The following is a 22283-nucleotide window of genomic DNA, read 5'->3' on the forward strand; positions in this document are numbered from 1 at the left end:
AGCAGCCCGCTGCGGCGGGCGGTGGGCTCCCTCGCCGAGTAGGCCGTGGCGCCGTCAGGTGGCGCGTTCACTCGGTGAGCAGCGGCTCCAGCAGGCGGTGCGGGCGCCGCAGCGCGCGCGAGACGGGATCGTTGCGGTGCGGCCGGTCGGCGCCCGGGCCCGGGCGCACCTCCAGCTCCTCCGGCGGGGCGAACCGTCCGCACGCTGCGCAGGTGCCCGTCCGGTCGACGCGGCTGCCGCAGGGGAGGTGGGTGTAGAGCCGGGTCGGCCCGGCCGGGGAGAGGTACTCCCCGCCCCAGTGGCCGAGCGCGTTCAGCGCGGGCCAGAGCTCCCGGCCGCGCTCGGTCAGTACGTACTCGTGGCGCCGGGGTGACTCCTGGTACGGCCGCCGGTCGAGCACTCCGGCGTCCACGAGGGCCTGCAGGCGCGCCGCGAGCACCGCCCGGGGGATGTCGAGGTGGGCGAGGAAGTCGCCGTAGCGGCGGACCCCGTAGAAGGCGTCGCGGACGATGAGCAGTGTCCACCGCTCGCCGAGGAGCTCCAGAGCGCGGGCGAGCGCGCAGTCCTGCGCGAGGTAGTCCTTCCCGAGTGCCATGCGCCTCAGGATAGTTCATTCAACGAACCGACCGTGTTACAGTCGGCCCGGTCTGAGTTCATTGATTGAACCGAGGTGATGACAGTGCAGACAGCCGTACGGGTCGGCGAACGTGTCCGGGAGGGACGGACCCTCACCGTCGTCTCCGCCGCGACGATGCTCGCGCTGATGAACTACAACGCGACCTTCTCGACCCTCGCGGCGATGGCACGGGACCTGAACGCCGGAACGGCGGGGCAGACGTGGATCCTCGGGAGCATCGCGCTCGGCACCGCCGTGCTGCTGCTCGCCGTGGGCGGGCTCGCCGACGACCACGGGCGCAAGCGGGTCTTCGTCACGGGCGCGCTCACCCTGGCGATGTCCAGCGTCCTGTGCGCCCTCGCCCCGACGACCGCCGCGTTCGTCGCCGGCCGTCTCCTCCAGGGCGGTGCGACCGCGGCCCTGCTGGCGGCCGGACTCGGTCTCATCGGCCACGCCTTCCCCTCCGGCCCGGAGCGGGCGCGGGCGACGGGCGTGTGGGGCGCGATGCTCGGGCTGGGCATCGCGCTCGGGCCGGAGGCGTCCGCCGGGCTGGCCGAGTTCGCGGGCTGGCGGGCGTGGTACGTCGTCGCGGCGGTCGCGTCGGCGGTGCTGGCGGGGGCGGCCGTGACCGGGCTGCGCGAGTCCCGGGCCGGCCACCGGCGCAGCGCCGACCTGCCTGGAGTCCTGACGCTCGGCACCGGAGTGGCGGCACTGCTCGGCGCGATCACCCTGGGGCGCGGAGGATGGGCCAGGGCGGAGGTGCTCGTCCTGTTCGCCGCCGCGGCCGGCCTCCTCACGGCGTTCGTGGTCGTCGAGTCGCGGACCCGCGAGCCACTGCTCGACCTGCGGCTGTTCCGCCGGGCGGACTTCGTCGTGGCGACCGGGGGCGCGTTCTTCACCGGCGTCGCGGTGATCGGGGTGATGAGCTACCTGCCGACGATGGTGGGCCGCGTCCTCGGGGAGCCGCCGCTGCTCGCGGGTGCCGTGCTCAGCCTGTGGGCCGGCGTGTCGTTCGCCGTCTCCCTCCAGGTCCGCCGCGTGGCGGCCCGGGGCCGGCACCTCATCGCCGCCGGACTGGTGCTGTGCGCGTTCGGAGACGTCGCCCTCATGGGCCTGTCGGCCGGCTGGGGATGGTGGCGGCTCGCCCCGGGCCTGGTGGTCAGCGGGGCGGGCAGCGGCCTGCTGAACGCCGCCCTCGCCCGGCTGGCCGTCGAGAGCGTGCCCCCGTCCCGTACGGCCATGGGCTCCGGCGCGAACAACACCGCACGGTACATCGGGGCATCGGTCGGGGTGGCCGTCGTGGTCGCCATCGTCACCTCGGCGCCGACCCTGACGCGGGGGACGGACGTCGCCCTCGCCGTCTCCGCCGTGATCGCCCTCGCCGGGGCGGTGGCCGCCGTCGCGGTACGCGGACGCCGAACGCAGTGAGCGCCGCCGCTCTGTGCGTCAAGTGATGGGGTGGTACAAGAACCGTAACGTATTTCTTGTTCCTCAAAGGGAAGGACGGTACGGAGCCGAGACGTCAGACTGTCGGGCACTCGTCCGTGGAAAAGGGTGACCGTGTTCTTCTCGCTCCTCAAGCACGTGTTGCTGGGACCGCTCCTGCGGGTCGTCTTCCGGCCGAAGGTGACCGGCACCGTTCCCGCCGGAGCCGCGATCCTGGCCTCGAACCACCTGTCCTTCTGCGACTCGCTGTTCCTGCCGCTCATGGCGCCGCGAAAAGTGGTCTTCATCGGCAAGGAGGAGTACTTCGTCGGCACCGGGCTGAAGGGACGGCTGATCGCGGCCTTCTTCCGCGGCGTCGGCACCATCCCGGTCGACCGCAGCGGCGGGTCGGAGGCGGCCGACGCGCTCGACACGGCGCTGCGCGTGCTCAAGGAGGGCCGGCTGTTCGGCATCTACCCGGAGGGCACGCGCTCTCCGGACGGCCGGCTCTACCGGGGCAAGACGGGCGTCGCCCGGCTGGCCCTCGCGTCGGGCGCGCCGGTGGTGCCCTGCGCGCTGATCGGCACCGACCAGGTCCAGCCGATGGGGCACAAGATGCCGAAGAAGATCATGCGGGTCGAGGTGCGCTTCGGTGAACCCATCCGGTTCCCGGAGGACGCCGACCCGCGTGCCGCCACCGACGAGATCGTCGCGGCGATCCAGAAACTGTCCGGGCAGGAGTACGTCGACGTCTACGCCGCCTCGGTGAAGAAGGCCGCCGCCGCGAAGAACGGCTGACGGGAACAGAACCGCGCCCGTCGCGGTTGGACGGTTTACGTGGGGCGGACGAAGCCGGACTCATAGGCCACGATGACGGCCTGGGTGCGGTCGCGAGCCCCGAGCTTGGCTAGCAGGTTCCCGACGTGGGTCTTGATCGTCTCGACGCTCACCACGAGGTCGGCCGCGATCTCCGCGTTGGACAGGCCCCGGGCCATCAGGGTGAGCACCTGCTCCTCCCGTTCGGTGAGCCGCGCCCGCCGGATCCGGTCGGTCTCGCGGCCCGCCGCGTGCCGCGCCGCCAGGCCGCGGATCGCCGCCGGGAACAGCAGCGAGTCGCTGAGCGCGACGGTGCGGATCGCCTGCAGGATCTCCGGCGGGCGGGCCCGCTTGAGCAGGAAGCCGCTGGCCCCGGCGCGCAGCGCCTCGTACACGTAGTCGTCGTTCTCGAACGTCGTGACGACCAGGATCCGCGGTGGTTCGGGGATCGTCCCGAGGATCGTCCGGGTCGCCTGGATCCCGTCGACCGCGGGCATGCGGACGTCCATCAGGACGAGGTCGGGCCGCAGCGTGCGCACCATCGGCAGCACCTCGGCGCCGTCGGCGGCCTCGCCGACGACCCTGAAATCGGGCTCGGCGTCGATGATCGCGCGCAGGCCGGTGCGGATGAGCGGCTCGTCGTCGGCGATGAGGATGTCGGTCACTTTTGCTGTAGCTCCATCAGGGGGACGACCGGGATCGTGACGCGCACCCGCCACCGCGCGCCGTCGGGGCCGGCGGTGAACCGCCCGCCCAGGAGGGTGACGCGTTCGCGGACGCCGCGCAGTCCGCTGCCGCCGCCGGACCGGGGGGTGGCGGCGGTCGCGACGGGGTTGGTCACCTCGAGCTCGAGGCGCTCGGCGCGCACGCCCAGCCGCACGTCGACGGGCACCTTACCGGCGTGGCGCAGGACGTTCGTCAGAGCCTCCTGCAGGATGCGGTACGCCTCCCGGGACACCACCGACGGGATGCCCTCGGTCTCCCCGACCTGGGCGCGCACCTCCACCCCGGCGGACCGGGTCTGCTCGAACAGGGCCTCCGCGTCGGCGAGCGTACGCTGCGGGGTCCGGGCGCTCGGGTCCTCCCGTAGCAGGCCGAGCACGTGGTCGAGGTCCTCCAGGGCGGTCCGCCCGGTCTCCTCGATCGCCGACAGCGCGCGCCGGGCGAACTCCGGGTCGGAGTCCAGCAGGCGGACGGCGGCGCCGGCCTGAAGCGTGGTGACGGTCAGCGCGTGCCCGATGGAGTCGTGCAGTTCGCGCGCGAGCCGGTTGCGCTCGATGAGCTGTTCCGCGCGGCGCTCGAGCTGGACCAGCCGGTCCGCAGGCGACGGGCCGAGCAGGGCCGGCGCCACCCGAGCGAGGACCGCTCCGACGCCCGCCCCGAGGTAGACCACCAGCGGCAGGATGATCAGTCCCAGCGCCACCGTCGACCAGAGGGGCAGCGCGGAGTACCGGCCGAGGAACTCCCGGCCGATCCGCTCGCCGGTGTACGGCGTCTGGAGCAGGAACAGGGCCAGGGGCAGGGCGAGGACGGCGAGCATGCCGGTCCCGCCGCCCACGCCGATGTGCAGGACCCACCAGGCGGCGGTGCGCCGGCGGGATCGCCAGGAGCGCATGCCCTCCGGGGTCTCTGCGGGCAGCCGGACGCCGAGCAGCGTCTCCGCCGCCGTCCGGGACAGGATCCGCACCGCGGGGATGAAGGCCACCGCGCTCGAGATGGCGATGTAGACCACCAGCATGACCAGGCTCTCCAGGACCTTGTCGGCGGCCTGCCGGCCGGCGTGGCCCATGATCTGCAGGAGCCCGGTGTAGATCAGGATGTACGGCACCAGGATGGCCGTGCCGCCGAAGAGGAACGTCCAGCGGCGGTAGGTCGTCACACTGACGAGGGGGCGGACCAGGGACTTCACGCTGAAATCCTGACAGAACGAGGCGGCGCCACGCCTCCCCCGCGGGAGCGAGTTCCGCGGGCGGGGAATTCCCCGGCTGGTGTCGTCGCGCGACCTGTGTTATATCTTGAGCGCAGCGCCGGGCTTTCCGCTCCGTCGGATGAGGCGCTTTCCCGTCCGGGCGTTGTCCCCCCGCCGCCGTTGATTTTTCCGGCAGGCGACGATTCACCCCCGAAAAGGCCTCCTTCTCATCGGGTACCGCTCTCGCGTACCCGTTCACGGCGGCCGACCGGCCGCCCCGTCTTCTCGCGCGCCGCACTGACGGCGTCGCTTTTCGAAAGGAATTCCATGACCAGCACCCTCGAAACCACCACCACCGCCCCGCCCCGCGCGCCGGCTGAGCGGGACGACCCCGCCACTCCCGTCGCCGGCGTCCTGGAGATCGGCGACAAGCACGGGTTCGTCCGGACCTCCGGCTATCTCTCCGGCCCCGCCGACGCGTACGTCTCCCTCGCGCAGGTCCGCAAGCACGGATTGCGCACCGGCGACCTCATCGAAGGGGCGGCGCGGCGCCCGCGCCCGGACGGCAAACGGGAGAAATTCAACGCCCTGGTCCGTGTCGACACGGTCAACGGACTGCCGCCGGAGAACGCCGCGAAGCGGCCGCATTTCGCCGAGCTGACACCGCTGTATCCCCAGGAACGGCTCCGTCTGGAGACCGGGCGTAATGACCTGGCCGGCCGGATCGTCGACCTGATCGCGCCGATCGGAAAAGGACAGCGCGGGCTCATCGTCGCCCCGCCGAAGGCGGGCAAGACGATGATGCTGAAGGCCCTCGCCACCGCCATTCGCGCGAACCATCCCGAATGCCACCTGATGATCGTGCTCGTCGACGAGCGGCCCGAAGAGGTCACCGACATGCGGCGGTCGGTCGACGCGGAGGTCGTTCACTCCACCTTCGACCGCCCCGCCGCCGAGCACATCGCCGTCGCCGAACTCGCGATCGAACGCGCCAAGCGGCTCGTCGAACTCGGCCGCGACGTGGTCGTCATCCTCGACTCGATCACCCGCCTCGGGCGGGCGTACAACCTCGCCGCGCCCGCCGGCGGCCGGATCCTCGCCGGCGGCGTGGCCACGACGGCGATCCACCCTCCGCGCCGGTTCCTCGGCGCCGCCCGCAACATCGAGGAGGGCGGCTCGCTGACCATCCTCGCGTCCGTGCTCGTCGAGACCGGCTCCCGCATGGACGACGTCTTCTTCGAGGAGTTCAAGGGCACCGGCAACATGGAGCTGCGGCTGAGCCGCGAGCTCGCCGACAAGCGGACCTTCCCGGCCGTCGAGGTCACCGGATCCAGCACCCGCCGCGACGACCTGCTCATGTCCCCGCCGGAGCTGGAGGTCGTGGGCCGGCTGCGCCGCCTCCTGCACGCGCTCGGCCCGCAGGAGGCGGCCGAACTCCTCATCGGCAAGCTGCGCGACACGCCGACCAACGCGGAGTTCCTCCTGCAGGTCATGCGGGAGACCGCCAAATAACGTCCCTCATGGCCGCAGGGCCAGCCGGAGCGCGAAGCCGAGGAAGGCCGTGCCCGCGACCCGGTCCAGCACGCGGCCCACGGCGGGCCGGCGCAGCAGCCGCCCGAGGCGGTCGGCCAGCACGGTCAGCACCGTGCACCACGCGAGGCCCTCGGCGACGTGCACGCATGTCAGCAGGAGGCTCCACGGCAGCACCGGCGCGCCCGCAGGCACGAACTGCGGCAGCAGCGACAGGTAGAACACCCCCACCTTCGGGTTGAGCGCGTTGGTGAGCAGGCCCCGGAGGAACCAGCCGCGCCCGGGAGACACGGCCGCGTCCCCGCTCGTCTCCTCCCGGCTCACCAGGAGGCGTACGCCCAGGTAGAGAAGGTAGGCGGCGCCCGCCCAGCGCAGCACCGTGTACAGCGTGTGCGAGGCCGCCAGCACCGCGGTCAGGCCGAACCCGGCCGCAGCGCCCCACCACAGGCAGCCCGCCTGGATGCCCAGCGCCGCGATGAACGCCGCGCGGCGGCCGTACGCGATCGCCGTCCGCAGCACGAGTATCGAGTCCGGGCCCGGCACCAGCGTGAGCAGCGCCGCGACCCCCGCGAACGTCAGGAGTCCCATCACTCCACCGTCACGCTCTTGGCGAGGTTGCGGGGCTTGTCGACGTCGTGCCCGAGCGACACGGCCGCGTGGTAGGCCAGCAGCTGCAGCGGGATCGACAGCAGGATCGGATCGAGCTCGGGCTCGTTCTTCGGGATGACGATCGCGTCGTCGCCGAGCTCCCGATGCCCGACCGTCAGCACCCGGCCGCGCCGCGCGCGGATCTCGCCCAGCGTCGAGAGGTTCTTCTCCAGCAGCTCGTCGTCCGGGACCACCGCGACGGCCGGCAGCTCGGGGCTGACCAGCGCGAGCGGGCCGTGCTTGAGCTCGCTTGCCGGGTACGCCTCCGCGTGGACATAGGACACCTCCTTGAGCTTCTGCGCGCCCTCCCGGGCGACCGGCCAGCCGCGCACCCGCCCGATGAACAGCATGCTGCGGTAGGCGGCGAACTCCCGCGCGAGCTCGGCGATCCGGTCCTCCTGCTTGAGGATCTCCTCGAGCTGCGCGGGCAGGGCGCGCAGGCCCTCGGCGATCCGGCGGCCGTCGGCGGGGGACAGGTCGTGGATCCGCCCGAGGTGCAGCGCGATGAGGGCGAAGACCACCGCCGTGGAGGTGTACGCCTTGGTCGAGGCGACCGCGATCTCCGGGCCGGCGTGCAGGTAGACGCCGCCGTCGCACTCGCGGGCGATCGCGCTGCCGACGGCGTTGACGACGCCGAGGACCCGTCCGCCCTTGCGCTTCAGCTCCTGGACGGCGGCGAGGGTGTCGTACGTCTCGCCGGACTGGCTCACCGCGACGTACAGCGTGTCCGCCTGGACGACCGGGTTGCGGTAGCGGAACTCCGAGGCGGGCTCGGCGTCGGCGGGGATCCGGGCCAGCTCCTCGATGAGCTGCGCGCCGACCTGCCCGGCGTAGTACGCGGAGCCGCAGCCGAGGATCTTGACGCGGCGGATCTCCCGCGCCTCGCGGGGGTCGAGGTTCAGGCCGCCGAGATGCGCGGTGTGGAACCGCAGGTCCACCCGGCCGCGCAGGGTGCGCTCCACGGCGGCGGGCTGCTCGTGAATCTCCTTGCGCATGAAGTGCGTGTAGCCCTCGGCGTCGTACGCGGCCTCTTCCGCCTCGATGACGGAGGGCTCCTTGCGGGTCGCCCGCCGGTCGAGCGTCGACGTGCGGAACCCGTCGGCCCGTACGGTCGCCAGCTCGCCGTCGTCCAGGTGCACCACCTGCCGCGTGTAGCGGACCAGCGCGGCGACGTCGGAGGCGACGAACATCTCCTTCTCGCCGATGCCGAGGACGACCGGGCTGCCGTTGCGGGCGGCGACCAGCACGTCCGGGTGGCGCGTGTCCACGACGGCGATCCCGTACGTGCCGACGACCCGGGACAGCGCCTCCCGTACGGCGTCCTCCAGTTCGTCCGCGCCGGACCGGGCGATCAGGTGCGGCAGCACCTCGCTGTCGGTCTCGGACGTGAAGACGACGCCGTCGGCGGCCAGCTCGGCGCGCAGCTCGTCGGCGTTCTCGATGATGCCGTTGTGCACGATGGCGATGGTTCCGGCGACGTGCGGGTGGGCGTTGAGGTCGCTCGGTTCGCCGTGCGTGGCCCAGCGGGTGTGCCCGATGCCCGGGGCACCCTTGAACCGGGCGGGCAGGTCGGCCGCCAGCTCGCCGACCCGCACCTTCGCCTTGCGGACCCGCAGGTCACCGGAGCGGCCGACGACGGCCAGGCCCGCCGAGTCGTAGCCCCGGTACTCGAGCCGGGCCAGCCCCTCGGTCAGGATCGGGACGGCGTCCCTGGGGCCGACGTAGGCCACGATTCCGCACATTGGGTCTCCTTCTCATCCGTAGACGATCCGGCGGAGCTGGCGCAGCGAGAGCTCGGGGGGAGCCACCCGCCGCGACGCCAGCTCGGCGGCGATGCGTTCGAATATCCGGTCGTTGGTCAGCCCGCGCGCCTTCAGCTCCGCGTGCCGCCGGCGGACGAAGTCCTCGGCGGGCTCGGCGAAGTAGGCGAGCACGTCGGCGACGACGCGCGCCGCCTCGCCGGGGGTCAGCGGCGAGGTACGGCTGAGGTGCGCGACGAGCTCTTCGTGGGGGTTTCCGGACACGAGCGTCGATGCTGCCGGTCCACTGCGGACAAACGCAAGAATCCTGCCCGGAATCGGGCAGGATTCTCGGCGATGCGAGGGGTCAGCCCTCGAGGATCTTGTTGTACCGGTACGGCTTGTAGTGGTTGTAGGTGATCGGGTGGACGCGGTGGTGGGTGCCGCCGTCGCCGGCCTGCTCGAACACCCAGTACGCGGTGTGCGCGGGGTTGGCCCACTGCTCGAAGAGCATGACGTGCCCGGCGTCGCCGATGCTGCCCGCGCCGAGGAAGCCGATCGCGTCCGCCGGCCGCAGGTCGCCCCACGCGATGGGGTGCACGACCGGTCCGGGCGTGCCGTACCCGCCGCGCAGCATGCTGTCGGTGTTGTGGTTGAGCGGTGTGCCGTTCGCGTTCCGGAGGTTCCAGGCCATGGAGACGTAGCCCGAGCAGTCGGTGCGCCAGCCGCCCAGGTACTGCGTCTGGCTGTAGGGCACCGGGCCGCCGTGCCAGGCGGTGAGCCAGGTCCGGGCGCGGGCGATGGCGACGCTCCGCTTGGTCGGGATCATCGCCGCGGCCGGTGTCGCCGCCGTGCCGTCCTGACGCCGGCCGATGCCCGCGGGGTTGGGGAGCGGGCCGTTCGCGCCGGCGGGCGTGGTGGGCGCCACGGCGGTCGCGAGCGCCGCCACGGCGCCGAGCGCGACGAGGTTGCCGTACCTCATATGCGTTCCTTTCCTCGGGAGCTTCCGTCAGGAGCCCAGGTCGCGGTGGATGACGCGGGCGACGCCCTCGATGGTCTCGTGGCCGTACGCCTCCGTCGGGTTCCCCTGGGTGAGCACGACGATCTGGTAGTCCTTGCCGTGGCCGTCGAACGCGCCGAGGCTGTTGACCCGCCATCCGGCGCCGTCGGACCGATCGACCCAGCCGTTCTTGACGTGGACGTTCACCCCCGCGGGGGCGCCGGCCGGGGTGCCCCAGCGCTGGCCCGGAACTACGGCGGCCATCAGCCGGAGGACGTATGCCCGCGAGGCGGCGCCGAGCGCCGTGGTGCCGCTGAACGTCAGGAGCTTCAGGAGGATCAGCTGGTCGCCGGCGGTGATCTGTGTCTTCCCCCAGTAGCCGGACGCGTCGATCCGGGTGTCGGTCATCCCGGCGAGGGCCAGGAAGTGCCGGATGCCCGCTTGTCCCACCTCGTCCCACAGCGCGCTCGCGGCCGCGTTGTCCGACCGCGTGATCATGCTCTCGGCCAGCCGCTGCTCCTGGGCGGTCAGCCCGCGGTGGGCCTCCTCGGCGCGGCGCAGTAGCGCGGCCAGGATGGTGACCTTGACAACGCTGGCCGACTGGAAGTGCGCCGTGGCGGCGAGCCCGCAGCGGGTGTGCGTCGGACGGTCGAAGACGCCGACCGCGATGGGCCCGCGACGGCCCCGGAGCGCCGCGGGGATGTCGGCGGACAGCCGGGCGGCGAGGGCGGGGGAGTGGTCCGACGAGCAGATTGGGGCGGCCGCCGCAGCTGGGAGGGGTGACGCCGCGGCGGCGAGCATGGACATGACGGCGATCGTTCGTTGCGTTCTCATGACCCCCACCGATGTGACGGACTGCATTGGAATACTAACAGAAAGTAGTCGACTGGTCTCGGCATTGCTCGAAGGAAATCTTGACCGTTCGTTACAGATAGCGCTATCGTGCGGGCCATGGCGCGGACGCGGGAATTCGACACCGACACGGCGGTGCGGCGGGCGATGGAGCTGTTCTGGCGGCGGGGCTATGAGGCCACGTCGATCCAGGACCTCGTGGAGGCCACCGGGCTGGGGCGCGGCTCGCTGTACGCCGCGTTCGGCAGCAAGGACGGGCTGTACGAGGTGGCGCTCCGGCGGTACGTCGAGATGTCGTCCGCGAAGATGACGGGCCGGCTCGACCGGGACGTCCCGATCCGGAAGGTCGTCGGCGACCTGCTGCTCGCCCTGGTCGACGAGGCCGCCGAGGACGCCGACCGGCGTGGCTGCCTGGTGACGAACACCGCGATCGAGCGGCTCCCGCACGACGCCGTCTCGGGCCGCATCGTCGTGGACGCCCTCGGGGGAGTCCGCGAGTCGATCGTCGCCGCGCTGACGCGGGCGCGCGAGCGCGGTGAGCTCCCGTCGGATACCGACGTCCCCCGGCTGGCCGACTTCTTCCTCACCGCCATCCAGGGTCTGCGCGTCATGGCGAAGGCCGGGCCGGACCGGCGCCGGCTGGCCGGTGTGGTCGAGACGGCGCTCGCCGTGCTGCCGTGACCAGAGGCCCTTCGGGGTCTCTTCACGCCGAAAATCTGTAACGAGCAGTCAAGAAAGAGGGAGTGACCGATGACCGTCGCACTGCTGGGCACCGGGATCATGGGCGCGGCGATGGCCCGCAACCTGCTCGCCGCGGGCCTCGACCTGCGAGCCTGGAACCGTACGCGCGCGAAGGCCGAGGCCGTCGACGGGCTCAAGGTGGCCGACACCCCCGCCGAGGCGGCCGAGGGCGCCGATGTGATCATCACGATGCTGAACGACGGCGAGGCCGTGCGCGAGGCCATGGAACAGGCCGCGCCGGGTCTGCGAGAGGGGCAGATCTGGGCGCAGATGAGTACGGTCGGCGTCGCCCCCCTCGACGGCCTCGCCGAGATCGCCGACCGGCACGGCCTCGTCCTCGTCGACGCGCCCGTGCAGGGCAGCCGCCGGCCGGCCGAACAGGGACAGCTCATCATCCTCGCCTCCGGCCCGGACGACGCGCGGGAACCCCTGCGGCCGGTGTTCGACGCGGTCGGCAAGGAGACGCTCTGGCTCGGCCCCGCCGGGGCGGGCAGCCGGCTCAAGCTCGTCACCAACACCTGGGCGCTCACGCTCATCTCCGGGGTCGGCGAGGCGCTCGGCCTGGCACGGGCCCTGGGTGTCGACCCGCAGGCGTTCCGCGACGTCGTCGGCGCCGGCCCGATGGACAGCGCCATGCTCCAGCAGAAGGCCGCCGCCATCGTCGACGGCGACTTCACGCCGACCTTCACCGTCACCAATGCCGAGAAGGACACCCGTCTGATCGGCGAGGCGGGCCGCTCCGCCGGGGTCCGCATGGACGTCATCGAGGCCGCCCGCGAACGCTTCCGGCGCGCCGCCCTCGCCGGCCACGGCGAGGAGGACATGGCCGCCGGCTACTTCGCGAGCTTCTCCTGACCGGTCGGCCTCGGACCGGGCCTCATCGTTCGAGCGCGGCGAGGGCCTGCTCGGCCGCGTCGCGGAGCCGCGCCGGATCGGGAGCGGCGCGGCCGAGCACCCGCATCCCCTGCAGGAGCACGAGCAGGAAGCGGGCCAGCGCCCGCGGGTCCCTGTCCGCCGGCAGCTCACCCTGGGCCCGAGCCCTGGTCAGCGCCGAGGTGAGGGCGGTCTCCACGACGTCCCAGCTCGCCTCGACCCGGCGGGCGGCCTGCGGGTCACGGCCGCCGAGCTCGACCGCGGTGTTCACGACCATGCAGCCGCGCCGATGCGGGTCGGTCGCCGACTCTTCGGCGTAGGCGCGCACCAGCGCCCGTACGGCGGGCAGGGCGGGACCCGGCTGGGAGAGCATCTCAACGACGTTGGGATCGCGGCTCTGCACGTAGCGTTCGTACGCCTTGACGTAGAGGTCGTGCTTGCCGCCGAAGGTGGCGTAGATGCTCGCCCGCGCGATGCCGAGATGCTCGACGAGGTCGGCCATCGACGTCGCCTCGTACCCGCGTTCCCAGAACAGCTCCATCGCCTTCTGCAGCACGGCGTCCGGATCGAACTCCTTGGTCCTCGCCACGTAAGGACGCTAGCCATTTCAGATCGATCGGTCAAATATGGTGGTGGTCAGTCGCGGGTTCGCACGAGCGGGAGGAAGATGTCGTCGACGATCTCCGTGATCGTCGCGTCGGGCGCCGGTTGCAGGGTCATCAGCAGTTCGTGGCGGAGGAGGTCGGTCGGCAGCTCCGCGATCCGCCGGGTCAGCCGGTCCGGGTCGACCTCGCCGCGCTCGATCCCCCGGCGCAGTACCTCGTCGACGCCGAACGGCTGACGCCTGCCGCTCAGCAGCTCCTGGCGGAGGTCCTGTGGGCTCTTGCCCGTCTCGGAGAAGTACTCGCCCATCTGCACGCTGAACAGGGCGGCGAGCTCGGCCCGGTGCGACGAGGCTCTGCGCAGCAGCTCGATCAGGTCCTCGCGGACCGAGCCCGTGTCGGGCGTCGAGACCGGGTCCTTGGCGCCGTGGTGCCGTACGGCGGCGACGGCGAGATCCGACCGGGTCGGCCAGCGGCGGTAGATGACCGGCCGGCTGGTCCGGCCCGGGCCGCCACACCTTCGATCGTGAACCGGCCGTACCCGACCTCGGCCAGTTCCTCCCAGGCCGCGTCGAGCAGCGCGTCCTCCAACTCCTGTCCGCGGCGGCGCGAGGAGGCATGACGGTCCATTAGGTACACATCCGTATCTTATTGACGGCGAGCCGGATCTCGATGTAGATACAGAGGCGTATCTTATTTCCATCTCTGGGGAACCGCCATGTCCGCCACTCCCGCGCCGGCCAGGGAACGCCTGGATCCGGCCTTCGCCCGGCTCGCACTCGTCCTGCTCGTCGGTGTGCTCGCCGTGGTCTTCGACACCACGATCGTCAACGTCGCCCTCGACACGCTCGGCGGCGAGCTGCACGCCGCCGTCTCCACCATCCAGTGGGTGACCACCGGCTACCTCCTCGCGCTCGGGATGGCCGTCCCGGTCACCGGCTGGCTCGTCGACCGGTGGGGCGGCAAGAACGTCTGGCTCGGCGCACTCGCGATCTTCCTCGTGGGCTCGGTCGGCGCGAGCCTCGCCTGGAACGCCTCCGCCCTCATCGCGTGCCGGATCGTGCAGGGCGCCGGCGGCGGCCTGATGCTGCCCGTCCTTCAGACGCTGCTCTTCCAGGCAGCGGGCGGCCGGTCGCTCGGCCGTGTCACCGCGCTGATCTCGTTCCCGGCCCTCCTGGGGCCCATCCTCGGGCCGATGGCCGGCGGTCTGATCATCGGGCACCTGGGCTGGCGCTGGATCTTCTGGGTGAACGTCCCCTTCTGCGTCGCCGGCCTCGTCCTGGCCTGGCGGCTGATGCCGGACTTTCCGGCCACCCGGAGGTCACGCCTCGACGGCGTCGGTCTCGCCCTGCTGTCACCCGGCATCGCCGCCGTCGTGTACGGCCTGGCCCAGGTCGGCAGGGACGGCGGCTTCGGGCACGCCTCCGTGCTCGTCCCGCTGGCGGCCGGCGCCGCGCTGATCACGGTCTTCGCCGTCCGGGCGTCGGTCGTCGGCGATGACGCCCTCGTGGACGTACGGCTGTTCCGCGTCACCTCGTTCAGCGCCGCCGGAGGCCTGCTCTTCCTGTCGGGTTTCGCGCTGTACGGCGCCATGCTGCTCGTCCCGCTGTACTTCCAGCAGGTGCGGGGGCAGGACGCGTTCACCGCGGGCCTGCTGATCGCCGCCCAGGGCGTCGGCGCGCTCGCCAGCCGGGGGCCGGCCGGTGTCCTCACCGACCGGATCGGCCCACGGTGGGTGGCATTCGCCGGACTCGTCCTCGTCGCGGCCGCCACCGTACCGTTCGCCGTCGTCACCACCGGGACCCGCGAATGGTGGCTGGTCGCGGCACTCATCGTCCGCGGGGTGGGCCTGAGCGCCGTGACGGGCCCCGTCATGGCCGGCGCCTACCTGGGACTCGACCGCGCCGCGGTGCCCCACGCGAGCATCATCACCCGTACGGCGCAGCAGGTCGGGGGATCCTTCGGCACGGCCGTCCTGGCGGTGGTCCTGCAACGCTCCATCGCGGCCCACGCCGACGGCGGCCCGGCGGGCCGGGCGAGAGCGTTCGACGTCGCGTTCTGGTGGTCGATCGGATTCACCGCCGTGGCGATCGTGCTCGCGCTCTGGCTCCCCACCCGCTCTGAGGACGCGTGAGTCATGCCGGATTTCGCCGCGCCGAGCGGACGATCTTGGGACACTGGGCCACGTACCGCCGAGGCAACGGAGGAGCGCCCATGCCCGCCCGTAAGAACCTGTTCGACGACATCGACTCCATGGACCCCGACCGGTACTCCGTGCATCTGGCCGAGGACATCGTCATGCGCTTCGGCAACTCAGAGCCCGTCCACGGCCGCCAGGCCGTATCTGACGCGTGGGCCTCGTTCTTCAGCAGCATCGCGGGCGTGTCGCATGAGAGCGTCGAGCAGTGGGAGCAGGGCCCCGCGACGATCGCCGAGTCGAACGTGACCTATACCCGCAAGGACGGCAGCACGGTCACCGTCCCGGCCGTGACGATCTACCGCTCGAACCGGGACGACGGCCTCATCGAGGACTACCGCATCTTCATCGACCTGGCACCGCTCTTCGCCGAAGGATGATCCGGACGGGCGGACGAACACCGCCCGTCACGACGCCGGTCGTCCCGATCAGTGTGGTGCCCGACGGCCGGAGATGACGCTCAGGACGTCCGCGACGGTCTCGGCCACCGCGTCGCGGGCGGGCTGAAGGTACTTGCGAGGGTCGGTGCGCGCGGGGTCCGCGAGCTTCCGGCGCACCGCGCCGGTGAACGCCACGTTCAGCTGGGTGCCGACGTTGATCTTCGTGAGCCCGGCGGCGACGGCCCGGCGCAGGTCGTCTTCCAGGACGCCGCTGGAGCCGTGCAGGACGAGGGGGACCGGCACGGCGGCGCGCAACCTGCCGACCAGCTCGATGTCCAGGCTCGCGCTCTTGGCGGTCATGGCGTGCGAGCTGCCGACGGCGACGGCGAGTGCGTCGACGCCGGTGCCGGACACGTACGCGACGGCCTCGCCCGGGTCCGTGCGCGCCGTCGGGGAGTGCACGCCGTCCTTGCCGCCGACCTCCCCGAGCTCCGCCTCGATCCACAGGCCGTTGTCGTGCGCCCAGGCCGCCGCCGACCGGGTGGCCGCCAGGTTGTCGGCGTAGTCCAGGTGTGAGGCGTCGAACATCACCGATCCGAATCCCGCGTCGGCGGCGCGGTGCAGCAGATCCGGGTCGTCGACATGGTCGAGGTGCAGGGCGATCGGCACGCCGGCCGCCTCGGCGATCAGCGCGCAGGCGGCCGCCAGGGGCTCCACGCGGTTCTGGCGGTAGCGGACCGCGTTCTGGCTGATCTGCAGGATCGCGGGGACGCCGGCGGACTCCGCGCCGGCCACGACGCCTTCGGCGTGCTCGATGGTGATCACGTTGAAGGCCCCGACACCTTCTCCGGCCTGGCGTGCCGTGGCGACCAGGTCGCCGGTGGGGGTCAGTGACACGGGGGCGGCCTCTCCTCATGAACCATCCGCTGACGTGCGGACTCTTGACGTTTCCAATGAATCCCAACTATAACCATGTAATCTCCAATTAACCAGGACGAAATCCAACCCTGGATGGTGGCTCACGTGCCTGACCTGCTGGTAGGCGTCGACGTGGGGACCAGCTCCGTGAAAGTCGCCGTGTGCACGGCCGACGGACGGGAGGTCACCCACGGAAGCGCCACGCTGACCTGGAGCAGTACTCCCCAGGGCACCGAGACGGACCCCGCGCGGGTCCTCGCCGCGGTGCGCACCGCCCTCGACGGCGCGCTGGCGTCGGCGCCGGACGGCCGCATCGCCGCGCTGGGCGTGGCGAGCATGGCCGAGGCCGGGGTGTACCTCGGCCGGGACGACCGGCCCGTCGCGCCGCTCATCGCCTGGCACGACAGCCGGGACGGAGAACAGGCCCGGCGGCTGGGCGAAGAGCACGGCGCGGAGACGTTCGCCGCGGCGACCGGTCTTCCGCTCGGCACCCAGTGGTCGCTGACCAAGCACCGATGGCTGCGCGACAACGACACCGGGATCGAGCGCGCCGTCCGGAGGCTCAACGTCGCCGAGTGGGTCGTGTACGCGCTCGGCGGCGAGCCCGCGTCGGAGTACTCCCTCGCGTCCCGTACGGGCTGGTTCCACCTGCGCGACGGGAACTGGTGGACGCCGGCGGTGGAGTGGTCGGGCCTGGACCCGGCACTGCTCCCGCCGTTGGTGCGAGCGGGGACGCCGCTCGGGAAGGCCACGGGGGACCGCGCCGGCGACCGGCTGGCCGGCGCGGTGCTCACTCTCGCCGGCCACGACCACCTCGCGGCGGCGGTGGGTGCCGAGGCCACCGGCGACGGCGACGTCCTCGACTCCTGCGGGACGGCCGAGGCGTTGGTCCGCACCGTGCCCGCCCCGCTGCCCGACCTCGCGGTGGTCGAGCTGACACGCCACGGCGTCACGGTCGGCCGGCACGTCCTGCCCGACCGGCTGTCCGTGCTCGGCGCCACGCGTGGCGGCCTGCTGCTCCAGCACGTCCTGCGGCTGCTCGGCCTCGGCCGCGACGAACTCCCCGGACTCGACCGCGCCGCGCTGCGGACGGACCCCGGGGCGCTGCGCGTACGGCTCGCCGAGGACGGCACCGCGACGATCACCGGCGCGGGCCGGGAGGTCTCACCCGCGGCCGTGTGGCGGGCCGCGCTCGACGAGGCCACCACGCAGGTGGCGGCACTGCAGAAGGTCGTGACCGACGCCGCCGGCGATCACGGCGGCATCGTGATGACCGGCGGCTGGTCCAACAGCGAGGCGATGGTCGAACTGCGCCGCCGCGCCTTCGGCAACGCCCGCCGCAGCACGGCCGTGCAGGCCGGCGCGCGCGGTGCCGCACTGCTGGCCGGCCGCGCGGCGGGCCTGCTCACCGGGAGGAATCAATGACCCATCCACTGCTCGAGGCCCGGGGCATCGAGAGGAGCTTCGGCCAGGTGCATGCCCTGCGCGGCGCCGACTTCACGGTGCACGAGGGAGAGATCGTGGCGTTCATCGGCGACAACGGCGCCGGCAAGAGCACGCTGGTGAAGATCCTCTCTGGCGCCGATCAGCCGAACGCCGGGCAGATCCTCGTCGAGGGTTCGCCGGTACGGCTCGACAGCCCGCACGCGGCCCGCGACCTCGGCATCGAGACCGTCTACCAGGACCTCGCGCTCGCCTCCGATCTCGACCCGGCGGCCAACCTCTTCCTCGGCCGCGAGGTCCTCCGGCCCGGCCTTCTCGGCCGCCTCGGCTTCCTCGACAAGCGCGCGATGGCGCGTGACACCGCGAGCGAGATGGAGCGTCTCGGCGTACGGCTGAAGGACACCGCCGCGCCGGTCGCCGCCCTGTCCGGTGGCCAGCGACAGAGCGTCGCGGTGGCGCGGGCGGCGATGTGGGCACGCCGCGTGATCTTCATGGACGAGCCGACCGCCGCCCTCGGCGTCGTGCAGACCCGGCAGGTGCTCGAACTGGTCCGCCGGGTCCGCGACGCGGGGATCGCCGTCGTGCTGATCAGCCACAACATGCCCCAGGTGCTCGAGGTCGCGGACCGGGTCGAGGTCCTGCGTCTCGGCGCCCGGGTGGCCACGTTCAACGCGGCCGAGGCCACCGTCGAAGACCTCGTCGCCGCGATGACCAGCGGAACAGCAGAGGAGCGTGCCGCATGACGACCGTCGACTCCCGGCCCGTCGACCAGGAGCGGCCGACGCCGGACCGCTCCTGGCGGTCCGTGGCGGACCGCCTGCGCCGGAGCGAGACCGGCCGGATCTTCGGCGCACTGGTGATCCTCTGCGCGGTCTTCTCGATCCTGCGGCCACACGCCTTTCCGACCACGGCCAACCTCGTCAACATCGCGTCGGACGCGTCCGTCCTGCTCGTCCTGGCGGTCGGCGCCACGTACGTCATCCTCACCGCCGGTATCGACCTGTCGGTGAGCGGCGTGCTGGTCTTCGCGGGCGTCATCTCCGCGAAGGTCATGCAGGCGCTCGGCGGGCAGTCGGTCGGCGTCCTGCTGCTCGGCCTGCTCGCCGGCATGGTGGCCGGCCTGGCGTGGGGGCTGGTCAACGGCTTCCTGGTGGCGAAGGCACGGATCCCCGCCCTCATCGTCACGCTCGGCACGATGGGCGCCTCCCAGGGCGCCGCGCTGCTCATCACGAACGGCGTGGACGTACGAGACGTGCCGTTCAACCTCGTCCTCAGCGTGGGCTCCGGCACGGTCGCCGGGGTGCCCTGGCTCGTGGTGATCGCCCTTGCCATGGCGGTGATCGGTGGGATCGTCCTGTCGCAGACGCGGTTCGGCCGCTACACCTACGCGGCCGGTTCGAACCGGGAGGCACTGCGCCGTACGGGCGTGGCCGCCTCCCGCCACCTCATCAAGGTGTACGCCGTCGCGGGCCTGCTGGCAGGCCTCGCCGGATACCTGTCACTGGCGCGCTTCGCCACGACGACGCTCGGCGGCCACGCCACCGACAACCTCTCCACCATCGCGGCGGTGGTGATCGGCGGCACGAGCCTGTTCGGCGGCCGCGGAACCATGATCGGCACCGTCATCGGCGTCTTCATCCCCACCGTGCTGCAGAACGGCTTCGTCGTGCTCGGCGTCCAGGCGTTCTGGCAGCAGGTCGCGGTCGGCGTGGTGCTGATCGCCGCCGTCTACCTCGACCAGATGCGACGGGCCGCCCGAGAACGGCCCTAGATAATTCAGGAGGAACCATGCGGACCATCACGTGGCTCGGAGCCGGGGCGGCACTGGCGCTCGGCCTGTCCGCCTGCAGCAGCGGCGGAGCCGGGGCCGGCACGACCGGCGGGAGCATCAAGGGCAAGACGATCTCCTTCGTCCCCGGCGTCTCCGGCGACAGCTTCTACATCACGATGCAGTGCGGCATCCAGGCCGAGGCCGCCAAGAGCGGCCTCAAGGTGGACATGCAGGCGCCGCAGCAGTTCGACGCGTCGCTGCAGACCCCGATCGTCAACGGTGTCATCGCCAAGAAGCCGGCCGGGATGCTCATCGCACCGACCGACGCGAAGGCGATGGTGCCGCCGCTGCTGCGGGCCAAGCAGGCCGGCATCAAGATCGGCCTGGTCGACACCAAGCTCGCGCAGGACGGCCTCGCGGAGTCCAGCGTGTCGACCGACAACCGCGCGGGCGGCGCCGCGGCCGCGGACGCCCTGGCCAAGCTCATCGGCCAGAAGGGGAAGGTGCTGGTGATCGCTTTCAAGGCGGGCGCCTCCACCTCGGACGACCGGCAGCACGGCTTCGAAGAGCAGATCAAGAAGTACCCGAACATCAAGTACCTGGGCGCGCAGGTCAACGACAACAGCCCGGCCAAGGCCACGTCGATCGTCACCGCCACCCTGGCGGCCAACCCCGACCTGACCGGCGTGTTCGCGACCAACCAGTTCGCCGCCGAGGGCGCCGCCACCGGGCTGCGCAACGCCGGAAAGCAGGACAAGGTCAAGGTCGTCGGCTTCGACGCGGGCCCCGTCCAGGTACAGCAGCTGCAGCGCGGTGACGTGCAGGCTCTCATCGCCCAGCAGCCGTACCAGATCGGCGTCCAGGCGGTCGACCAGCTCGTCGCGTCCCTGACCGGTCGTAAGCCCAACGCCGAAATCGGGACAACGACCACGACGATCACTAAGGATGTCTTGTCGAGCGAGACCGGCCGTCAGGCCGTCTACAAGACCTCTTGCTAGATCACCTGAGAAGGGAAGGGACCGACGGTGGAACCGACTGGTGATCCCGGCCGGCGAGCCGGACGTCCTCCGTACGCCGCGCAGCGCCGCCAGATCCTGCTCCAGACGCTGCGCAGCGCCGGACGTATCGACGTCACGGACATGGCCGACAGCCTCGATGTGTCGACCGAGACGATCCGCAAGGACCTCACCGAGCTCGAGCGCCAGGGGCTGCTGCACCGCGTGCACGGCGGGGCGGTGGCGGTGGAGGACCTGTCGTTCGAGCCGGCGGTCGCGGCCCGGACCGAGTACACCGACGAGAAGCACCGGATCGCGCGCGCGGCCCTGGCCGAGGTGCCCCTTGAGGGCGCCGTGTTGATCGACGCCGGGTCGACGACGGGCTGTCTCGCCGACGTGATGCCCGCCGACCGCGACCTGGCGGTGTTCACCAACACTCTGACGATCGCGCTGACGCTGGCCACCCGGCCGCGCCTGACCGTCCACACCCTCGGCGGGCGGGTGCGCAGCCGTACGTTCGCCGAGGTCGACAACTGGGCCGTCCGCGCCCTGTCGGAACTCCGCGTGGACGTGGCGTTCCTCGGCACCAACGGATTCACCGTCGACGACGGCCTGCGGACGCCGGACGAGTCCGAGGCGACGGTGAAGCGGCTGATGCTCAAGGTCGCCCGCCGCCGCGTCCTGCTCGCCGACCACAGCAAGCTCGGCCGGATCAGCCTCTTCAAGTACGGCGACCTGAGCGACATCGACCTTCTGATCACCGATGCCGGCATGCCCGACGCGGAGGTCCGCCGGCTTGAGGACGCGGGAGTGAAAGTGGTGCGCGCATGATCGTGACCGTCACGCCGAACCCGAGCGTGGACCGGACCCTCACCGTGGAGCGGCTGGAGCACGGCGCCGTCATGCGGGCCGGCAGCAGCTGGAGCGAGCCCAGCGGCAAAGGGGTCAATGTCGCCCTGGCCCTGTGCGGCCATGGATACGCGAGCCGCGCCGTCCTTCCCATCGGCGGCGTCGAGGGAGCGCGCCTGGAGACGATGCTGCGGGCTGCGGGGCTGGACTATGTCGCCGTCCCGATCGACGGGGAGATCCGCAGCAACGTCAGCGTCCTCGAACCGGACGGCACGGTCACCAAGGTGAACGAGCCCGGCCCGGAGCTGTCGGACGCCGAGTTGAAGGCCCTGATCGACGCGGTCGTCACGATCGGGGAGCGGGCAGAATGGATCGTCGGCTGCGGGAGCCTCCCGGTCGGCGCACCCGCCGGCTTCTACGCCGAGCTGGTGGGCGCCGCCCGCCGTACCCCGGCCCGTATCGCCGTGGACGGCTCGGGACCGCCGCTCGCCGCCGTGCTGGCGGCCGGACCGGACCTGATCAAACCGAACGTCCACGAGCTCGCCGAGGCGGCGGCCGGCCGGTCGAGACCCTGGGCGACGCCCTCGCCGCAGCCCATGACCTGCGGAAACGGGGCGCGCGGTCGGTCCTGGCCAGTCTCGGGGCGGACGGTGCGGTGCTCGTCGACGAGGACGGCGCCGTGCATGGAGAAGCGTACGTCGCGGAGACCCGGAGCACCGTCGGCGCGGGCGACGCCCTGCTGGCGGGATTCCTGGCGGCCGGGGGGAAGGGACCGGAGGCGCTGCGGTCCGCGCTCGGCTGGTCGGCCGCCGCCGTACGGCAGCCGGGCACCGTGCTGCGAACCGACGACGAGGACCGCACCGGCGACGTCATCCTGCACGACCGCGTCGAGACCCGGCGCCGATTGCACCACTCGTGACGGATTCCTGCTCCCGATGACGCTCTTCGCCTGAGCACGACCCGGGCGGACGGGCAGACG

At 72.0% G+C, this 22283-nt stretch carries 24 protein-coding genes and 2 pseudogenes; 14 read left to right on the forward strand and 12 right to left on the reverse strand.

Annotated features, from left to right (window positions below):
- Positions 1 to 67: 67 nt before the first annotated feature.
- Positions 68 to 595 carry a winged helix-turn-helix transcriptional regulator gene (locus ACYVF7_RS26750; RefSeq protein ID WP_460346160.1) on the reverse strand — a complete coding sequence of 176 codons (528 nt, stop codon included), beginning with the start codon at positions 593 to 595 and terminating at the stop codon, positions 68 to 70.
- Between the two features lie 78 nt (positions 596 to 673).
- Here ACYVF7_RS26750 and ACYVF7_RS26755 point away from each other — a divergent pair, with 78 nt between their 5' ends.
- Both ACYVF7_RS26755 and ACYVF7_RS26760 read left to right on the forward strand, forming a co-directional pair.
- The gene (locus tag ACYVF7_RS26755; protein ID WP_460346162.1) at positions 674 to 2044 is read left to right on the forward strand and encodes an MFS transporter; all 1371 of its coding nucleotides are present in this window, start codon (positions 674 to 676) and stop codon (positions 2042 to 2044) included.
- A 126-nt stretch (positions 2045 to 2170) separates the two neighbouring features.
- Complete coding sequence (locus ACYVF7_RS26760; protein WP_460346164.1) at positions 2171 to 2839, forward strand: lysophospholipid acyltransferase family protein; 669 nt, start codon at positions 2171 to 2173, stop codon at positions 2837 to 2839.
- A gap of 35 nt (positions 2840 to 2874) precedes the next feature.
- Here the strand turns inward: ACYVF7_RS26760 and ACYVF7_RS26765 are convergent, their stop codons facing one another.
- Complete coding sequence (locus ACYVF7_RS26765) at positions 2875 to 3522, reverse strand: response regulator (protein ID WP_460346166.1); 648 nt, start codon at positions 3520 to 3522, stop codon at positions 2875 to 2877.
- Positions 3519 to 4766, reverse strand: a complete 1248-nt coding sequence (locus tag ACYVF7_RS26770) for a sensor histidine kinase (protein ID WP_460346168.1) — start codon at positions 4764 to 4766, stop codon at positions 3519 to 3521. Before ACYVF7_RS26770 ends, ACYVF7_RS26765 begins: the two co-directional genes overlap by 4 nt.
- Before the next feature lie 384 nt (positions 4767 to 5150).
- On the opposite strand from ACYVF7_RS26770, the pseudogene rho reads away from it, so the two are divergent.
- Positions 5151 to 6278: pseudogene (rho, locus tag ACYVF7_RS26775) on the forward strand (transcription termination factor Rho); the annotation flags it as partial.
- Positions 6279 to 6284: 6 nt separating this feature from the next.
- Here rho and ACYVF7_RS26780 read toward each other — a convergent pair.
- From ACYVF7_RS26780 to ACYVF7_RS26800, 5 genes are all read right to left on the reverse strand, one after another.
- A complete protein-coding gene (locus ACYVF7_RS26780) occupies positions 6285 to 6884 on the reverse strand; it encodes a LysE family translocator (RefSeq protein ID WP_460346170.1) in 600 nt (199 codons plus the stop codon).
- The gene (gene glmS, locus ACYVF7_RS26785) at positions 6884 to 8686 is read right to left on the reverse strand and encodes a glutamine--fructose-6-phosphate transaminase (isomerizing) (protein WP_460346172.1); all 1803 of its coding nucleotides are present in this window, start codon (positions 8684 to 8686) and stop codon (positions 6884 to 6886) included. Before glmS ends, ACYVF7_RS26780 begins: the two co-directional genes overlap by 1 nt.
- 12 nt (positions 8687 to 8698) lie before the next feature.
- A complete protein-coding gene (locus ACYVF7_RS26790) occupies positions 8699 to 8968 on the reverse strand; it encodes a hypothetical protein (RefSeq protein ID WP_460346174.1) in 270 nt (89 codons plus the stop codon).
- Positions 8969 to 9050: 82 nt separating this feature from the next.
- On the reverse strand, positions 9051 to 9665 hold the full coding sequence (locus ACYVF7_RS26795) for an NlpC/P60 family protein (RefSeq protein ID WP_460346176.1): 615 nt from the start codon (positions 9663 to 9665) through the stop codon (positions 9051 to 9053).
- A 27-nt stretch (positions 9666 to 9692) separates the two neighbouring features.
- Positions 9693 to 10517 (reverse strand): serine hydrolase, encoded by an 825-nt coding sequence (locus ACYVF7_RS26800; protein ID WP_460346178.1) that lies wholly within the window; start codon positions 10515 to 10517, stop codon positions 9693 to 9695.
- Positions 10518 to 10634: 117 nt separating this feature from the next.
- On the opposite strand from ACYVF7_RS26800, the gene ACYVF7_RS26805 reads away from it, so the two are divergent.
- Together ACYVF7_RS26805 and ACYVF7_RS26810 are read left to right on the forward strand one after the other, a co-directional pair.
- Positions 10635 to 11216: a TetR/AcrR family transcriptional regulator gene (locus ACYVF7_RS26805; protein WP_460346180.1), complete on the forward strand. Its 582-nt coding sequence runs from the start codon at positions 10635 to 10637 to the stop codon at positions 11214 to 11216.
- A gap of 69 nt (positions 11217 to 11285) precedes the next feature.
- The gene (locus ACYVF7_RS26810; RefSeq protein ID WP_460346182.1) at positions 11286 to 12131 is read left to right on the forward strand and encodes an NAD(P)-dependent oxidoreductase; all 846 of its coding nucleotides are present in this window, start codon (positions 11286 to 11288) and stop codon (positions 12129 to 12131) included.
- 22 nt (positions 12132 to 12153) lie between these two features.
- Here the strand turns inward: ACYVF7_RS26810 and ACYVF7_RS26815 are convergent, their stop codons facing one another.
- The 3 genes from ACYVF7_RS26815 to ACYVF7_RS26825 are packed head-to-tail and all read right to left on the reverse strand — an operon-like array spanning position 12154 to position 13381.
- Entirely contained in the window at positions 12154 to 12738 is a 585-nt protein-coding gene (locus ACYVF7_RS26815; RefSeq protein WP_460346184.1) for a TetR/AcrR family transcriptional regulator, read from the reverse strand.
- Between the two features lie 47 nt (positions 12739 to 12785).
- Entirely contained in the window at positions 12786 to 13235 is a 450-nt protein-coding gene (locus ACYVF7_RS26820; RefSeq protein WP_460358130.1) for a TetR-like C-terminal domain-containing protein, read from the reverse strand.
- Positions 13124 to 13381: a TetR family transcriptional regulator gene (locus tag ACYVF7_RS26825; RefSeq protein ID WP_460358133.1), complete on the reverse strand. Its 258-nt coding sequence runs from the start codon at positions 13379 to 13381 to the stop codon at positions 13124 to 13126. Before ACYVF7_RS26825 ends, ACYVF7_RS26820 begins: the two co-directional genes overlap by 112 nt.
- Positions 13382 to 13469: 88 nt before the next feature.
- Between ACYVF7_RS26825 and ACYVF7_RS26830 the strand changes: the two genes are divergently transcribed.
- The gene (locus tag ACYVF7_RS26830) at positions 13470 to 14885 is read left to right on the forward strand and encodes an MDR family MFS transporter (protein WP_460346186.1); all 1416 of its coding nucleotides are present in this window, start codon (positions 13470 to 13472) and stop codon (positions 14883 to 14885) included.
- Positions 14886 to 14965: 80 nt separating this feature from the next.
- On the forward strand, positions 14966 to 15328 hold the full coding sequence (locus tag ACYVF7_RS26835) for a nuclear transport factor 2 family protein (protein WP_460346187.1): 363 nt from the start codon (positions 14966 to 14968) through the stop codon (positions 15326 to 15328).
- 48 nt (positions 15329 to 15376) lie between these two features.
- Here ACYVF7_RS26835 and ACYVF7_RS26840 read toward each other — a convergent pair whose 3' ends face one another.
- On the reverse strand, positions 15377 to 16225 hold the full coding sequence (locus ACYVF7_RS26840) for a class II fructose-bisphosphate aldolase (protein WP_460346189.1): 849 nt from the start codon (positions 16223 to 16225) through the stop codon (positions 15377 to 15379).
- Positions 16226 to 16351: 126 nt separating this feature from the next.
- Between ACYVF7_RS26840 and ACYVF7_RS26845 the strand changes: the two genes are divergently transcribed.
- The 7 genes and pseudogenes from ACYVF7_RS26845 (at position 16352) to ACYVF7_RS26875 (ending at position 22223) form a co-directional block, all read left to right on the forward strand.
- Positions 16352 to 17671, forward strand: coding sequence for an FGGY-family carbohydrate kinase (locus tag ACYVF7_RS26845; RefSeq protein WP_460346191.1), 1320 nt, complete (start codon positions 16352 to 16354; stop codon positions 17669 to 17671).
- A complete protein-coding gene (locus ACYVF7_RS26850) occupies positions 17668 to 18432 on the forward strand; it encodes an ATP-binding cassette domain-containing protein (RefSeq protein ID WP_460346193.1) in 765 nt (254 codons plus the stop codon). The genes ACYVF7_RS26845 and ACYVF7_RS26850 overlap by 4 nt, the downstream gene beginning before the upstream one ends.
- Positions 18429 to 19460 (forward strand): ABC transporter permease, encoded by a 1032-nt coding sequence (locus ACYVF7_RS26855; protein ID WP_460346195.1) that lies wholly within the window; start codon positions 18429 to 18431, stop codon positions 19458 to 19460. The genes ACYVF7_RS26850 and ACYVF7_RS26855 overlap by 4 nt, the downstream gene beginning before the upstream one ends.
- A gap of 17 nt (positions 19461 to 19477) precedes the next feature.
- Positions 19478 to 20458: an ABC transporter substrate-binding protein gene (locus ACYVF7_RS26860; protein WP_460346197.1), complete on the forward strand. Its 981-nt coding sequence runs from the start codon at positions 19478 to 19480 to the stop codon at positions 20456 to 20458.
- Positions 20459 to 20485: 27 nt separating this feature from the next.
- The gene (locus ACYVF7_RS26865; RefSeq protein ID WP_460346199.1) at positions 20486 to 21286 is read left to right on the forward strand and encodes a DeoR/GlpR family DNA-binding transcription regulator; all 801 of its coding nucleotides are present in this window, start codon (positions 20486 to 20488) and stop codon (positions 21284 to 21286) included.
- Positions 21283 to 21843 (forward strand): annotated as a pseudogene (locus ACYVF7_RS26870) (1-phosphofructokinase family hexose kinase); the annotation flags it as partial. The gene ACYVF7_RS26865 and the pseudogene ACYVF7_RS26870, both read left to right, overlap by 4 nt.
- Positions 21844 to 21905: 62 nt before the next feature.
- A complete protein-coding gene (locus tag ACYVF7_RS26875; RefSeq protein ID WP_460358134.1) occupies positions 21906 to 22223 on the forward strand; it encodes a PfkB family carbohydrate kinase in 318 nt (105 codons plus the stop codon).
- The last annotated feature ends 60 nt before the right edge of the window (positions 22224 to 22283 follow it).

This window comes from Actinoallomurus acanthiterrae (assembly GCF_054775715.1).